A 14,586-nucleotide genomic window follows, 5' to 3' on the forward strand; every position below is an offset into this window, starting at 1 on the left:
GCCGTCACCGACCACTACGGCACCCTCACGCTGCCCGCGGACTTCATCACCGAGGTTCGCGCCAGGATGGCGGAGGTCGTTGCCGACGAGGCGACGACAACCCGAGAGCTGCACGCGGCACTCACCCGCAGGCTGAAGGAACTCGATGACCAGGAGGACCGGCTGATCCGGCTCATGCGGTTCGGGTCTATGCCGGAGGCCAAGATCCGTACCGAACTGCTCGATATCCAGATTGAACGCGAACGGGCCGAAGCAGGCCTGACCCAAACTAGCGCCGAACTCGCCGCCGGTGCGCAGGTCCTCGATGACGCGCTCCACTTGGCATCGGACCCGCAGCGGCTCTACCGAGGCGGCGACGACGCAACTCGGCGACTACTCAATGAGACGTTCTACGAGCGGTTCTACCTGGACGATCTGGAGGTGGTCGAAGACGATAAGACGCCGATCATGCATGAACTCCACGACGCACACCGCGCCTACCGGCAGCATCACGCGGTAGTTTCAGACGGACTTGCCCTAGTCGGGGAGCGTGCTGGACACCCAGCGAAGAGAGCGGCACCGAACAACGAGCCACCGCAGAAAGACCAAAGCGGCCCTAGTCTCACCAGCGTTTTTTCGGTCGCTGGTTCAACTAAGGCCGCTCACGTCGGGGTGACAGGATTTGAACCTGCGACCCTCCGCTCCCAAAGCGGATGCGCTACCAAGCTGCGCTACACCCCGATACACCCCAGAAGGGACAGAGCGGGCGACGGGAATCGAACCCGCACCATCAGCTTGGAAGGCTGAGGTTCTACCATTGAACTACGCCCGCAGGCATACGACACCGATGGGATCGCCACGATGCCGTCTGCGTCTGAGACTGTACCGAACGTCGCTTCTCGAACGCCAATCGGCTCGTCGGTACCGGAAGTTGTCGGCGCGTCGCGTGCGACACGCGAACACGCCCGGGCGCGACACACCGCAAGAGCTGTAACACCGCAGGCAGACAAGCGATCTCACCAGCGATCGCCATTCGCGAGACACCGTAACAGGTTGTAAAACATCGCATTTCGGTGTCGAGTGGCTTGCTAGGATCCTTTTTGCCGGACGGGGGTATCTGGAAAGGGGGCGGTGAGCGTGCGCCGATGGTGTACAGGACCGCATAGCAGTGAGCACGATCCGGAGGGCGTGACCGGCGATACCGTCGGCACAGACGGCGTCTGCGCGGGGTGAGGGCGATGCCCACCGACACCGACGCCCGGACCACGGCGGCCATCGCCGCCACCACTCGCGAGTGGGCCCGAGCCGTGCACAGCGGCAGCGGCCTGACGGTCCCGAAGCAACATCTCGAGCAGCTGTTCGCGGCCATCGTCGCCGAACTGCTGGATCTGGCGGGAGGCGAACCGTTTCCGGTCGCGGCGGCCCGCGCGATCGGCCGCAGGTTGGCCGAGGCGCCGTTCGACCGGACCCGCATGCTCGCCCCGGCGACCCGGGCCCTGCTGGGTTTCGCGCCGGGCGAACCGGGTTCGCTGGTCGGCACGCGCTGGTCGTTCGTGGCCAGCCATGCCATCGACAGCTACGCCGAGGCGCTGCAACAGCGCGCGCTCGCGCAGCAGGAACGCAGCCTGTCGGAGAAGGTCTCGGTGCGCGTGCGGGAGATCACCGCCCTGCAGAACCGGCTGCGCCACGAGGCGACCCACGACGCGCTGACCGATCTCGCGAACCGGTCGCTGCTCCAGGAGCGGGTGCGCCAGATGGCCGCCGACCGGTCCCGGGGCGTCGGCCTGCTGCTGCTGGATCTGGACGACTTCAAGCAGATCAACGACGGCTTCGGCCACACCGTCGGCGACGAGGTGCTGGTCGAGATCTCCCGGCGGCTGCGCGCGATCTGCCCGGAGGAGACGGTCGTATGCCGTTACGGCGGAGACGAATTCGTGCTCGCCCTGCCCGCCCGCCGCGACACCCTGAGCGAGGTCGCGATGGGTGTGCTGGCCGCGCTGCGCGATCCGGTCAAGACGACATCGGGCCCGGTCCCGGTCTCGGCGAGCGTGGGCACCGCGTTCTGCCCACCCGGCCGCGTCTGCGACTTCTCCGACCTGCTGCGCAGCGCCGACCGCGCGATGTACTCGGCGAAGACCGCGGGCAAGCGCCGCTTCGCGCTGTCGGAGATCGACGAGGAGGTTGAGCCAGCGCCCCTGGCCGACACCCGCCCGATCTACGACACCGCCGTCGCCGGGTAAGCCGCGGTTGGGGGTCCCTCGACCGAACCACGGCCACCGGCCGCAGCGAAATCACGGCCCGCGCCAGCCGAACCGCGCGTCGGGGGTACGGGACTCGCGCCGGCGAGCGCGCTGACCTTCGGGTACCTGTCACTCGCGCTCAGGGGGCCGTGGCCGCCAGCCGCATAGCGGGCGCGAGGCCGCTCACCCGAACCGCGCCCGACGCGAGAGCGAACAGCGGCCGGGGCCACTTCACCGACACCGCCGCAGGCGTGCGCCGGATAAGTCGGGTTCGCGTGGCCGACGCGTACGCTGGTCGTCGTGGCACTCTTGCTGATTCTTCTGGTCGTGGTGCTGATCGTGTTCGTGGCGGTGACGTTCGCGGGGCGCAACTCGCGCAATCGTCAGGCAACCCAGTTGGCCGATGCCAAGGCCGACGCGCGGCGGCTGATCGAACGCCTCGGGGGGCAGGTGTACAACCTGACCGGGACCGACACCGCCTCCAAGCAGGCCCTCGCCGACGCGGGTGAGCGGCTCAACGCGGCCGGTTCGCAGATCGAACAGGCGACGACGGTCGCGCAGGCCAGGCTGGCGAAGGAGACCGCGCTGGAGGGCCTGTACTACATTCGCGCGGCCCGCACGGCCATGGGCCTGGATCCCGGCCCGGCGGTGCCCGAACTCGACGGTCAGCGCACGGCCGGGCGGGTCACCGAGGATCGCACCGTCGACTTCGACGGCCGCAGCATCGAGGCGTCGCCGACCCCGTCGGCGCAAACCCCGAACTACTATCCCGGCGGCCGCGTGGCGGGCCGTCCGGTCCCGGCCGGGTGGTACTCCGAGCCGTGGTGGAAGACCGCGCTCGTGGCGGGCGCCTGGGGCGTGGGTTCGGTGCTGCTGTTCGACGCGCTGTTCAGCGGGATGTCGGGAGTCGCCTACGGCGCCACCGGTTTCGAGAGCGGCTACGGGGAGGGTTACGACGCCGGATTCGACGCCGGGCAGGCGGCCGACGGCGGCTTCGACCAGCAGGGCGCCTACGACGGCGGCGATTACGGCGGCGGCTACGACAGCGGCGACTTCGGCGGCGGTTACGACGGGGGTGGCTTCGACGGCGGCGGGTTCGATGGGGGTGGGTTCGACGGCGGAGGATTCGACGGGGGCGGCTTCGACGGCGGGTTCTGACCCGTCAGCTCGGCTGACACCCGGGGCACCAGAACAGGTTTCGCCCGTCCAGCACCGCGTGCAGCACGGTCGACCCGCACACCCGGCACGCCTCACCCGCCCGCCGATACACATACGTCCGCGGCCTGCCCTCCGCATAGGAGGGCGCGCCGCGATCGTGCTCACGCCGCACGACCACGATCTTGCCGCGCCGCACCCCGGTCCGCATCAGCTCCACCAGATCCGCCCACAGCTCGGCCCATTCGGTCGCCGACACCTCCCGACCCGGCCGATGCGGTGAAATACCGTGCCGGAACAGCAGTTCCGCGCGATACACATTACCCACCCCGGCGACCACGGCCTGATCCATCAACAGCGCCCCGATCGGCCGGGTGGACTTGCGGATGCGCTGCCAGGCCCGATCGGGATCGGCGTTGCGGCGCAATGGATCCGGGCCCAGCCGCGCGGTGAGGGCGGCCACCTCGGGTTCGTGCAGGACCTCACAGGCGTTCGGCCCGCGCAGATCGGTGCCGTACACCTCCGCGCCCGCGCGGCCCGCCCCGATCATCCGCATCCGCACCTGCCCCACCGGATCCGCCAGCGGCGCGGGCGATTCGGTGAACGTGCCGTACAGCCCGAGGTGCACGTGCACGATCAGCCCGGAGTCGTAGTAGTGCAGCAGATGTTTGCCCCACGCCTCGGCGCGCACCAGCACCCGCCCGTCCACGAGCGCGGCGCCCTCGGCGAAGCGGCCCTGGGGGCTGGACACCCGCACCACGCCCTTGGCGAACCGCTGGTTGTGCGAGCGCGCCAGCCGGTGCAGCGTATGCCCCTCGGGCATGACCTACCTCTCGAAAAACCTTGCGCGCGAGATCAATTCGGCACGGCGGGGGCCTCGCCGGACTTCTCGTACTCGGCGATGATGTCGATGCGGCGCTGGTGGCGCGCCTCCTGCGACCACGGGGTGGCGATGAAGGCGTCGACGATCGCGAGCGCCTCCTCGAGCGGATGCATGCGGCCGCCGATGCCCATCAACTGCGCGTTGTTGTGCTCGCGGGCCAGCTTCGCGGTCTCCACGCTCCAAGCCAGCGCGCAGCGGGCGCCGGGAACCTTGTTGGCGGCGATCTGCTCGCCGTTGCCGCTGCCGCCGAACACGATGCCCAGGCTGCCCGGGTCGGCGACCACGCGGCGGGCGGCGTCGATGCAGAAGGCGGGGTAGTCGTCGACGGCGTCGTATTCGTGCGCCCCGCAATCGAAGACGTCGTGACCGGCCTGCTCGAGATGGGCCTTGACGTGGTTCTTCAGTTCGAATCCGGCGTGATCGGCACCCAGGTATACGCGCATGGGACCCGATTCTGTCAGGCGGGCGAGATTCCCTTCGCGCCGGGATAACACCGGAGGCCGATAACTAGAGTTCCTTACATGCAGTCCGATGATCAGTGGGCCCAGCCCTCCGCGCACACCGGCCCGCCCGGCTGGAATCCCGTAACCGGTATGGCCGGTTGGGATCCGCGGGTCGGACCGCCGGGTTGGGCTCCGCAGCAGCCGTATTCGCCGCCGCCGACGCCGACCTACCAGCCCACCCGCGGCCTGTCGCCGTTCGGGTTGCCCGCGCGGCACAGTTGGGAGATCCCGCTGTTGGTGATCGTGATCATCGCCACGGCGCTGGCCTACCTGCTCTGCGTGGCGTTGCTGCTGTTCGGCTACTTCGACCAGTACGTGGTGCTGTTGATCCTGGCCCCGCTGCTGCTGTGGTTCGGGCGCGGCGTGAACTACTCGACGCAGCGGCTGAACGCGGTGAAGATGTCGCCGACCCAGTTCCCCGAGGGCTTCCGGATGGTCGAGGAGGCGGCGGCGCGGTTCGGGATGGCCAAGGTGCCCGACGCGTACGTGCTGCTGGGCAACGGGGCGATCAACGCGTTCGCCTCCGGGCACGGGTTCCGGCGCTACGTGGTGGTCTATTCCGATCTGTTCGAGGTCGGCGGCGCGGCCCGCGATCCGGACGCGCTGGCGTTCATCATCGGCCACGAGGTCGGGCACATCGCGGCGGGGCACGTGTCGTACTGGCGGCAGTTGGGCATGTTCCTCGTGCCGTTCCTGCCGCTGCTGGGCGACGCGTTGATCCGCGCGCAGGAGTACACCGCCGACAACCACGGCTACTGCAACCGCCCGCAGGGCGCGCCCGGCGCGATGAAGGTGCTGGCGGGCGGCAAATACCTCAACGCGCTCGTCGACTTCGACGAGATGGCCGACCGCGCCCCGCGGGAGAAGGGCTTCTTCATCTGGGTGGTCAACGCCGTGTCCAGCCACCCCGTGCTGACCTGGCGGATGTGGGCGCTGCGTGACCGCAGCAGGCACGGCCGGATGTTCCTGCGCCCGAATCCGCCTCCACCGCAAGCGTATTCGGGCTATCCCCCGGCCGGGGGCTACCCGCCGCCGGGCCAGTACGGCGAGGTCCCCGGCCTGCCCCGCGATCCGGGGTCGTACGGGGAGTACCCCGCACAGCCCGAGAGTCGAGGGCCGTACGGGTAGCGCCGGAACCAGGGCCGCACGCGGAGTACCCCGAACAGTCCGGGGATCGAGCGCCGTACGGATAGCACCGGGACCAGGGGTCGTACGGGGAGTACGCCGGACAGCCAGGGGGTCGAGGGCCGTACGGGTAGCACCGGGACCAGGGGCCGCACGCCAAGTACCCCGCACAGCCCGGGGACGGAGGGCCGTACGGGTACTACCGGACCCCGGGGCCGTACGCGGACCTGACGGCCCCGAAACCAGGAGAGCTGCGGCCCAGCGCCCGAACCGTCAGTCGAAGACCGGGTCCTCGGTGCGGGTGCGCTTGAGTTCGAAGAAGTGCGGGTAGGCGGCGAGGGCGACCGCGGCGTCCCACAGCTTGCCCGCCTGCTCGCCGCGCGGGATGCGCGAGAGCACCGGGCCGAAGAAGGCGACGTCGTTGATGTGGATGGTCGGGGTGCCGACATCCTTGCCGACCTTGTCCATTCCGGCGTGGTGGCTGCGGCGCAACTCCTCGTCGTAGTCGCCGCTGTCGGCGGCCTTCGCTAGCTCGGCGGGCAGGCCGACCTCGGCGAGCGAGTCGGCGATCACCGCGGCCAGCGACGCGGCGCGGTCCTCGCGCTCGTACTCGGCGCGGCGGTTGTGGATGCGGGTGCCCATCGCGGTGTAGAGCGGGGCCAGCACCTTGTCGCCGTGCTCGCGGGCGGCGGCGATGGCCACCCGGACCGGCGCCCAGCCGGTGCGCAGCAGCTCCTGGTACTGCTCGGGCAGATCCTCGCGGTCCTCGTTGAGCACCGACAGGCTCATGACGTGGAAGCGGGCCTCGATGTCGCGCACCTGCTCCACCTCCAGGATCCAGCGGGAGGTGATCCAGCACCACGGGCACAGCGGATCGAACCAGAAGTCCACACGGTCCTTGGCACCGGTGTTGTTGTCGGTCACGTCGACGTCCTCTCGGGCAGCTCGGGTTCTCCGGCAGCGCGCACGCCACCGTCGTTCGGGACAACGATCCGAACGCGCGGATACTTCCCGGGCGGCGCAGTAGGGTCGGAGGCGACCTGGTTGCCGTCCTACGGAGGTTCGCCATGACCACAGATTCCAGGTTCGTCGTCGTGGGCGGCGGGCTGGCCGCGGCCAAGCTCGCGGAAGCGTTGCGCGCCAACGATTTCGACGGAACGATCACGCTGATCGGCGCGGAGGAGCGGCTGCCCTACGAGCGCCCGCCGCTGTCGAAGCAACATCTCCAGGGCAAGCAGGCACTGACCGACTTCACGGTCGACACGCCCGAATGGTATCGCGACCATCGCGTCGATCTGCTGCTCGGCAGCACCGTCACCGCCGTCGACCGGACCACGAAAACCGTTGCGCTGCCGGATGGTTCGACGCTGCCCTACGACAAGCTGGCGCTGGCCACCGGTTCGCGCCCGCGGCGGCCGCCGCTGCCCGGTGCGGACGCGGCCGGTGTGCACGTGCTGCGCACGATAGACGATTCCGACGCCCTGATCGAGCTGTTCGGTTCGGCGCGGCGACTGGCGATCATCGGCGCGGGCTGGATCGGGCTCGAGGTCGCCGCGTCCGCCCGCGCCGCCGGACTCGAGGTGACCGTCGTCGAGACCGCGCCGGTGCCGTTGCACGCCGCGCTCGGCGACGAGATGGGCGAGGTGTTCGCCGACCTGCACCGCGAGCACGGCGTCGATCTGCGCTGCGGCGCCCAGGTCGCCGAGATCGTCACCGCCGACGGCCGGGCCACGGGGGTGCGCCTCGCCGACGACACGGTGCTCGCGGCGGACGCGGTGCTGCTGGCCGTCGGAGCGCGCCCCAATGTCGAACTGGCCGCGGACGCCGGGCTCGCGGTGGACGGCGGTGTGCTGGTGGACGAGAGCCTGGCGACCAGCGATCCGGACATCGTGGCCGTGGGTGACATCGCCGCGCACCAGCATCCCGTGCTCGGCCGTCGAATTCGCGTGGAGCACTGGGCGAACGCGCTCAATCAGCCCGCGGTCGCCGCGCTGACCATGCTCGGCCGCGACGCGGTCTACGACCGGCTGCCGTACTTCTTCACCGATCAGTACGACCTGGGCATGGAGTACACCGGCCACGTCGCCCCCGATCAGGACGCGCGCGTGGTGGTCCGCGGCGATCTCGGCGCGCGCGAATTCGTCGCGTTCTGGCTGACCCCCGACAATCGGGTGCTGGCGGGGATGAACGTGAACGTGTGGGATGTGACCGACCGGATCAAGGACCTGATCCTGGCGCAGCGACCGATCGATCCCGCTCGGCTGACCGACACCTCGGAAGACCTGTAACCGAATGAAATACATGCTGCTCAAGTCCTACGATCCGGCCGCGAGCACCGGCCCGGAGTGGACGCCGGAGGAGATTCGCGCGCACATCGAGTTCCAGCGCGTGCTCGGCGAGGAGCTGCGCCGCTCGGGCGAACTCGTCGACGCCCAGGGCCTGGCCTTCCCGGACCAGGCCCGCATCGTCCGCTCCGACGGCAGATCCGCCCCGGTGGTGACCGACGGCCCCTTCCCGGAGTCCAAGGAATTCCTCGCGGGCTACTGGATCGTGGACGTGGACACCCCCGAACGAGCCCTCGAGATCGCCGCCCGCGCCTCGGCCGCACCGGGCCCGGGCGGCGAGCCGATCGCGGAGGCCATCGAGGTGCGACAGGTAATGAGCGCCCCTGCCGGGGATCTGTGACCCGGTGATGGAGATCGCGGCGATGAGTGCCCCGGCGCGGACCTGCGACCCGGTGAACGAAATCGCGGTGAAGAGTGCCCCGCCAGCGAACCCGCGACCGGTGAACAAGATCGCGGCGATGAGCGCCCCGGTTGCGGATCCGTGTCGCGGGGAACGAGATCGCGGCGACAAGCGCCCCGGCCGCGGATCGATGACTTGGTGAACGAAATCGCTTTGCTGCTACGGGAATTGGCGCCCGCGACCGTGGGCGCGCTCACCCGGCGGTTCGGCGATTTCGACGCCGCCGAGGACGCCGTGCAGGAGGCGATGTTGGCCGCGGCGACCCAGTGGCCGCGGGAGGGGCTGCCGGACGATCCGCGGGCGTGGCTGACGCGGGTGGCCCAGCGGCGGCTCGTCGACGATGTGCGGTCGGAGATCGCGCGGCGGGCCCGGGAGGACGCGGTGGCCGTGCGGGAGGCGCGGCCGCCGATCGACGCGGCGCGCGATCGCGACGACACCCTGACGCTGTTCCTGCTGTGCTGCCATCCGGTCCTCTCCCCCGCCGCCGCGATCGCGCTGACCCTGCGCGCGGTCGGCGGCCTCACCACCGAGGAGATCGCCCGCGCCTTCCTGGTCCCGGAATCGACCATGGGCCAACGCATCTCGCGCGCCAAGAAACGCCTCGCCGCCCTGGACCGGCCGTTCGCGGACGCCGACGCCGCCCCCGAACGCCTCGCCGCGGTGCTGCACGTGCTCTACGTGATGTTCGCCGAGGGCCACACCGCCACCACCGGCGACAGTCTCTACCGCACCGATCTGTCGGCGGAGGCCATCCGCCTGACCCGCGTCGCCCACCGCCTGCTGCCCGACGATCCCGAGGTGACGGGCCTGCTGGCCCTGATGCTGCTCACCGACGCGCGCCGCGCCGCCCGCACCGGCCCCGCGGGCGAACTCGTCCCCCTCGCCGACCAGGACCGCACCCGCTGGGACCGCGCCCGGCTCACCGAGGGCCTGCGCCTGGCGACCGAGGCGATCGCCCACGGCCTGGACGGCCCCTATCGCGTCCAGGCCGCCATCGCGGCCGTGCACGCCGAGGCGGACCGCGCCGAGAACACCGACTGGCCCCGAATCCTGTTGCTGTACAACATCTTCGACCGTATCGCCGCCAACCCGATGGTCACCCTCAACCGCGCGGTCGCCGTCGCCATGGTCCACGGCCCGCACGCGGGCCTGGAACTGCTCGCCACCCTCGACGATCGGCTCCCCGACCATCACCGCCTCGCCGCCGTCCGCGGCCATCTGCACGAGATGGCGGGCGAGACGGACGCCGCCATCACCTGCTACACCGCCGCCGCCCATCGCACGGCCAGCACCCCCGAGCGCGACTACCTGTTGTTGCGCGCGGCCCGGTTGCGCACCGAATAGCACGACCGTCGAATTCGCGGCCCCTGCGGGCACAGCTCGACAAGAGTTGACACCAACCAGTTCGCTGCGGCCGTTGCGCTTTCGAGGGGACGGGAGCTAGGACCAGGCGTGCCCGGTGATCAGTTCGTAGGCTTCCCGATACTTGGCCCGAGTGGCCTCGACGATATCGGCGGGAATCTCCGGGCCGGGGGGTTCCTTGTCCCAGCCGGTGGCCGTGGCCCAGTCGCGGACGAACTGTTTGTCGAACGAGCGCTGCGTGCGTCCCGGCTCCCATTCGGCGGCGGGCCAATAGCGCGAGGAGTCGCTGGTGAGCACCTCGTCGGCGAGAGTGATCTCGCCCGCGTACCAACCGAATTCGAGCTTGGTGTCGGCGATGATCACCCCGCGTTCAGCGGCGTAGGCCGCCCCGCGCGCGTAGACGGCGAGGGTGAGTTCGCGCAGCCGCTCGGCCACCTCCACGCCCTCCTGCCGGACTACATCCTCGAAGGTGATCGGCTCGTCGTGGCCCTCGGACGCCTTGGTGGTCGGGGTGAAGATCGGTTCGGGCAGCTTGTCGCCCTCCCGCAACCCGGGCGGCAGCGCGATCCCCGACACCGAGCCGGTGCGCTGATACTCCTTCAGCCCGGAGCCGGACAGGTAGCCGCGCGCGATGCATTCGACCTGAATCATCTTCAGCGGCCGGACCCGAACCGCGCGCCCCGCGAACTCGGCGGGGATATCGGTGGTGGACACCACGTGATTGGGCACGTCGGCGAAGAACTCGAACCACCAGTTCGACAGCTGGGTCAGCAGCGCGCCCTTGTCCGGGATAGGCGTCGGCAGCACCACGTCGTACACCGACACCCGGTCCGAGGCGACCAGCAGCAGCGAATCGCCGTCCTCGTACAGGTCGCGCACCTTGCCCGCGTGGATGTGCCGCACCAATCCTCCTCTGTCCGTGCCGACGTCTCACCCTACCGATCGGCGATGCGCGGATATGCGCGCGCCCGAACCACGGGGTTGATGGCATTGTGGGATGCGTTGCGTCCGGAATCCGATCAGCGAAGGAGCTTCCTTGTCCGCACCGAATCTCACCCGGGAGCAGGCGATCGCCCGGGCCGCGGCCGTCCGCGTGGAGAACTATCGCGTCGAACTCGACCTCACCGAGCCGGACACCTTCTTCTCGCGGTCCATCGCCACCTTCACCGCCACCCCGGGCGCGGAGACCTTCGTCGACATCGTCGGCCGCGGCGTGCGCTCGGCGACGCTGAACGGCGAACCGCTGGACGTGAGCGGCTACGACGAGGCCGAGGGGCTGCGCCTGACCGGCTTGGCCGAACGCAACGAACTCGTCGTCGAGGCCGACTGCGAGTACTCGCACACCGGTGAGGGCCTGCACCGCTTCGTCGATCCCGCCGACGACAGGGTCTACCTGTACTCGCAGTTCGAAACCGCCGACGCCAAGCGGATGTTCGCCTGCTTCGACCAGCCCGATCTGAAGGCCACCTACGACGTGGTGGTCACCGCGCCGCAGGACTGGGAGGTCATCTCCAACGGCGCGTGCATCGAGACCCGCCAGCTCGGCACAGTCGTCGAGCACACCTTCGCGACCACGCCGCGGATGAGCACCTACCTGGTGGCGCTGATCGCCGGGCCGTACGCCAAGTGGACCGACACCTATTCCGACGAGCACGGCGACATCCCGCTGGGCATCTACTGCCGCGCGTCGCTGGCCGAGCACATGGACGCCGAACGGTTGTTCACCGAGACCAAGCAGGGTTTCGGGTTCTACCACCGCAACTTCGGCGTGCCCTACGCGTTCGGCAAGTACGACCAGCTGTTCGTGCCCGAGTTCAACGCGGGTGCGATGGAGAACGCGGGGGCGGTCACCTTCCTCGAGGATTACGTGTTCCGCTCCAAGGTGACCCGCGCCTCCTACGAGCGCCGCTGCGAGACCGTGCTGCACGAGATGGCGCACATGTGGTTCGGCGATCTGGTGACCATGAAGTGGTGGGACGATCTGTGGCTCAACGAGTCCTTCGCCACCTTCGCGTCGGTGCTGTGCCAGGCGCAGGCCACCGAATACACCAGCGCCTGGACCACATTCGCGAATGTCGAGAAGTCGTGGGCCTACCGGCAGGACCAGTTGCCGTCCACCCATCCGATCGCCGCCGACATCCCCGACCTGGCCGCGGTGGAGGTGAACTTCGACGGCATCACCTACGCCAAGGGCGCGTCGGTGCTCAAGCAGCTGGTGGCGTATGTGGGGCTGGAGCCGTTCCTGGCGGGGCTGCGCGACTACTTCGCCGCGCACGCCTACGGCAACGCGACCTTCGACGATCTGGTGGGCGCGCTCGAGAAGTCCTCGGGCCGTGACCTTTCCACGTGGGGCGCGCAGTGGCTCAAGACGACCGGCCTGAACATCCTGCGGCCCGACTTCGAGGTGGCGGACGGCAAGTTCACCCGCTTCGCGGTCGTCCAGGAGGGCGCGACCCCCGGCGCGGGTGAGCGTCGCGTGCACCGGCTGGCGATCGGCGTGTACGACGATCGGGACGGAAAGCTGGTGCGTACCAAGCGGATCGAGCTCGATCTCGACGCCGCCGAGCGCACCGAGGTGCCGGAGCTGGTCGGCGTCGAGCGCGGCAAGCTGGTGCTGATCAACGACGACGATCTCACCTACTGCTCGGTGCGGCTGGATCCGGAGTCCCTCGACACCGTGGTGGCCCGCATCGCCGATATCGCCGAATCGCTGCCGCGCACGCTGTGCTGGTCGGCGGCGTGGGAGATGACCCGCCAGGCCGAACTGCGGGCGCGCGATTTCGTGGCGCTGGTTCAGCGGGGTGTCGGCGCGGAATCGGAAATCGGTGTGGTGCAACGGCTTCTGTTGCAGGCGCAGACCGCGCTGGGCAGCTACGCCGATCCCGGCTGGGCCGCCGGGACGGGCTGGCCGCGCTTCGCCGATCGGCTGCTCGAGCTCGCCCGCGAGGCGGAGCCCGGCTCGGATCATCAACTGGCGTTCGTCAATTCGCTGACCGGGGCGCTGCTGTCGCCGTGGCATCTCGAGGTGCTGCGCGAACTGCTCGACGGCGACCCCGCGAAGGTCGGGCTGCCCGGTCTGGTCGTCGACACCGATCTGCGCTGGCGCATCGTGCAGGCGCTGGCCGCGGGCGGCGAGATCGACTCCGACGGTGTCGAAACCCCGTTCATCGACGCCGAATTGGAGCGCGACCCCACCGCCGCGGGTCGTCGTCAGGCCGCCGCGGCCGCCGCCGCCCGGCCCATCGCCGCGGTGAAGGACCAGGCGTGGGAGACCGTCGTCAACGACGATTCGATTCCCAATATCACCGCCCGCGCCATCGTCGGCGGGTTCTCCCCCGTCGGCCAGTCCGACCTATTGAGCGGCTTCACCGAGCGCTACTTCGCCGATATTCCCGCGGTCTGGGAACGGCGCTCCAGCGAGGTCGCCCAGACGGTCGTCGTCGGCCTCTACCCGCACTGGGCCATCTCCACCGAGGCCCTCGCCGTCGCCGACAAATTCCTCGACCAGGACCATCCCCCGGCCCTGCGCCGCCTGGTGGTCGAGGGGAAGGCCGGTATCGAAAGGTCGTTGCGCGCACGGGCTTTCGACGCAGGCTAACCCTCACCCCACCGCGATCAGCACGCTCGCGCCCAGCGCCGAAGCCAGACCGACCAGCTGGCTTCGGCGCAGGCGTTCGTTCAGGACGGTCACGCCGAGCGCCACGGGGACGACGGGATACAGCGAGGAGAGCACGACCGCGACCGCGAGGTACTGGGTGCGCGCGGCGAACAGGTAGGCGACGAGCGCGGCGGCCGCGAGTACCCCGGAGGATAACGCCGCGACCCTGGGCCGGGTGAGCGAGCGTCGCGTGGGACGGCCGCCGAGCGCCAGCCCCCCGGAGGCCAACGCGGCGGGGCGGGTGAGTGATTGTCGCGCGGGACGGCCGCCGAGCACCATGGCCACCAGCCCGCCGGAGGCCCACGTGGGGACCCCGGGCCGGGTGGGCGATCGTCGCACGGGACGGCGGCCGAGCGCGACGGCGATGGCGCCGACGAGCAGCACCGCCGCGGCGCGCCCGGCGGTGACCGGCCAGATCCCCGACGCCGAATCCGCTTGCGCCAGAGCGAGATACTGCACGGCGATGCCGACGCCCGCGAGCAGTCCGTCCCCGATCGCCGCGCCGACGACCGGGCCGCCCGAGAAGCCACCGGCCACCAGCCAGAGCGCCGGGAGGGCCAGCACGATGCCCGCCCACGCCAGCGCGGGCGGATGCTGACCGAGGACCGCGGTTCCGACGACGACGGGCAGGGCGACACCCCCGACCGCGCTGATCGGCACGACCACCGACAGGGCGCCGCGGCCGATCCCGCGGAACAGGAACGTCATCGCGATCCCGGTGCCGACGCCGGACAGCGTGCCCCACAACAGATCTCGCACGGCGGGTGCGCCGGAGGACACGAGCGGCGCGGCGACGATCGTCACGAGCAGGCCGCCGAGTTGGCCGAGCAGCGCGCTGCGAGCGAATCCGATGCGGCGGGAAGCGATCCCGCCGACGAAGTCCGAGACGCCGTAACTCAGGGCGGAGAGCAAGGCCAGGATGGTACCCATTCGCGA

The 14,586-nt window shown here is 70.1% G+C and carries 12 protein-coding genes and 2 tRNA genes; 7 read left to right on the plus strand and 7 right to left on the minus strand.

Features of this window, described 5'->3' with window-relative positions; all coding sequences use genetic code 11:
- Positions 1-646: 646 nt before the first annotated feature.
- Both ACFYTQ_RS27845 and ACFYTQ_RS27850 read right to left on the minus strand, forming a co-directional pair.
- Positions 647-720: transfer RNA gene (locus tag ACFYTQ_RS27845), tRNA-Pro, on the minus strand.
- A 20-nt stretch (positions 721-740) separates the two neighbouring features.
- Positions 741-811 (minus strand) — tRNA-Gly (locus ACFYTQ_RS27850).
- Positions 812-1,217: 406 nt separating this feature from the next.
- Here ACFYTQ_RS27850 and ACFYTQ_RS27855 point away from each other — a divergent pair.
- Both ACFYTQ_RS27855 and ACFYTQ_RS27860 read left to right on the plus strand, forming a co-directional pair.
- The gene (locus ACFYTQ_RS27855) at positions 1,218-2,219 is read left to right on the plus strand and encodes a diguanylate cyclase domain-containing protein (protein ID WP_387367232.1); all 1,002 of its coding nucleotides are present in this window, start codon (positions 1,218-1,220) and stop codon (positions 2,217-2,219) included.
- A gap of 300 nt (positions 2,220-2,519) precedes the next feature.
- Positions 2,520-3,377 carry a DUF1542 domain-containing protein gene (locus ACFYTQ_RS27860; RefSeq protein ID WP_387367235.1) on the plus strand — a complete coding sequence of 286 codons (858 nt, stop codon included), beginning with the start codon at positions 2,520-2,522 and terminating at the stop codon, positions 3,375-3,377.
- Between the two features lie 4 nt (positions 3,378-3,381).
- On the opposite strand, the gene ACFYTQ_RS27865 is transcribed toward ACFYTQ_RS27860, so the two are convergent.
- Both ACFYTQ_RS27865 and ACFYTQ_RS27870 read right to left on the minus strand, forming a co-directional pair.
- Positions 3,382-4,197 (minus strand): Fpg/Nei family DNA glycosylase, encoded by an 816-nt coding sequence (locus ACFYTQ_RS27865; RefSeq protein ID WP_387367238.1) that lies wholly within the window; start codon positions 4,195-4,197, stop codon positions 3,382-3,384.
- A gap of 32 nt (positions 4,198-4,229) precedes the next feature.
- Entirely contained in the window at positions 4,230-4,700 is a 471-nt protein-coding gene (locus ACFYTQ_RS27870) for a ribose-5-phosphate isomerase (protein WP_387367241.1), read from the minus strand.
- Between the two features lie 78 nt (positions 4,701-4,778).
- Here ACFYTQ_RS27870 and ACFYTQ_RS27875 point away from each other — a divergent pair, with 78 nt between their 5' ends.
- Positions 4,779-5,888 (plus strand): M48 family metallopeptidase, encoded by a 1,110-nt coding sequence (locus ACFYTQ_RS27875; RefSeq protein WP_387367244.1) that lies wholly within the window; start codon positions 4,779-4,781, stop codon positions 5,886-5,888.
- A 270-nt stretch (positions 5,889-6,158) separates the two neighbouring features.
- Here ACFYTQ_RS27875 and ACFYTQ_RS27880 read toward each other — a convergent pair whose 3' ends face one another.
- The gene (locus ACFYTQ_RS27880; protein WP_387367247.1) at positions 6,159-6,809 is read right to left on the minus strand and encodes a DsbA family protein; all 651 of its coding nucleotides are present in this window, start codon (positions 6,807-6,809) and stop codon (positions 6,159-6,161) included.
- A 143-nt stretch (positions 6,810-6,952) separates the two neighbouring features.
- On the opposite strand from ACFYTQ_RS27880, the gene ACFYTQ_RS27885 reads away from it, so the two are divergent.
- The 3 genes from ACFYTQ_RS27885 (at position 6,953) to ACFYTQ_RS27895 (ending at position 9,974) form a co-directional block, all read left to right on the plus strand.
- Complete coding sequence (locus ACFYTQ_RS27885; RefSeq protein ID WP_387367250.1) at positions 6,953-8,173, plus strand: NAD(P)/FAD-dependent oxidoreductase; 1,221 nt, start codon at positions 6,953-6,955, stop codon at positions 8,171-8,173.
- A gap of 4 nt (positions 8,174-8,177) precedes the next feature.
- Positions 8,178-8,570 (plus strand): YciI family protein, encoded by a 393-nt coding sequence (locus ACFYTQ_RS27890; protein ID WP_387367253.1) that lies wholly within the window; start codon positions 8,178-8,180, stop codon positions 8,568-8,570.
- Between the two features lie 195 nt (positions 8,571-8,765).
- Entirely contained in the window at positions 8,766-9,974 is a 1,209-nt protein-coding gene (locus tag ACFYTQ_RS27895) for an RNA polymerase sigma factor (protein ID WP_387367256.1), read from the plus strand.
- A gap of 96 nt (positions 9,975-10,070) precedes the next feature.
- On the opposite strand, the gene ACFYTQ_RS27900 is transcribed toward ACFYTQ_RS27895, so the two are convergent.
- Entirely contained in the window at positions 10,071-10,895 is an 825-nt protein-coding gene (locus ACFYTQ_RS27900; RefSeq protein ID WP_387367259.1) for a phosphoribosylaminoimidazolesuccinocarboxamide synthase, read from the minus strand.
- 133 nt (positions 10,896-11,028) lie between these two features.
- Between ACFYTQ_RS27900 and pepN the strand changes: the two genes are divergently transcribed.
- Positions 11,029-13,590, plus strand: a complete 2,562-nt coding sequence (gene pepN / locus ACFYTQ_RS27905; RefSeq protein ID WP_387367262.1) for an aminopeptidase N — start codon at positions 11,029-11,031, stop codon at positions 13,588-13,590.
- A 3-nt stretch (positions 13,591-13,593) separates the two neighbouring features.
- Here pepN and ACFYTQ_RS27910 read toward each other — a convergent pair whose 3' ends face one another.
- Entirely contained in the window at positions 13,594-14,580 is a 987-nt protein-coding gene (locus ACFYTQ_RS27910) for an EamA family transporter (RefSeq protein WP_387367265.1), read from the minus strand.
- Positions 14,581-14,586 lie beyond the last annotated feature (6 nt).

Source organism: Nocardia sp. NPDC004068 (assembly GCF_042874315.1).
Taxonomy (GTDB): Bacteria; Actinomycetota; Actinomycetes; order Mycobacteriales; family Mycobacteriaceae; genus Nocardia.

Excerpts from the sequence above, each read along its gene's own strand:
- ACFYTQ_RS27855 (WP_387367232.1), top strand. The coding sequence starts at position 1,218 with ATGCCCACCGACACCGACGCCCGGACCACGGCGGCCATCGCCGCCACC.
- ACFYTQ_RS27865 (WP_387367238.1), bottom strand. The coding sequence starts at position 4,197 with ATGCCCGAGGGGCATACGCTGCACCGGCTGGCGCGCTCGCACAACCAG.
- ACFYTQ_RS27870 (WP_387367241.1), bottom strand. The coding sequence starts at position 4,700 with ATGCGCGTATACCTGGGTGCCGATCACGCCGGATTCGAACTGAAGAAC.
- ACFYTQ_RS27875 (WP_387367244.1), top strand. The coding sequence starts at position 4,779 with ATGCAGTCCGATGATCAGTGGGCCCAGCCCTCCGCGCACACCGGCCCG.
- ACFYTQ_RS27885 (WP_387367250.1), top strand. The coding sequence starts at position 6,953 with ATGACCACAGATTCCAGGTTCGTCGTCGTGGGCGGCGGGCTGGCCGCG.
- ACFYTQ_RS27890 (WP_387367253.1), top strand. The coding sequence starts at position 8,178 with ATGAAATACATGCTGCTCAAGTCCTACGATCCGGCCGCGAGCACCGGC.
- ACFYTQ_RS27910 (WP_387367265.1), bottom strand. The coding sequence starts at position 14,580 with ATGGGTACCATCCTGGCCTTGCTCTCCGCCCTGAGTTACGGCGTCTCG.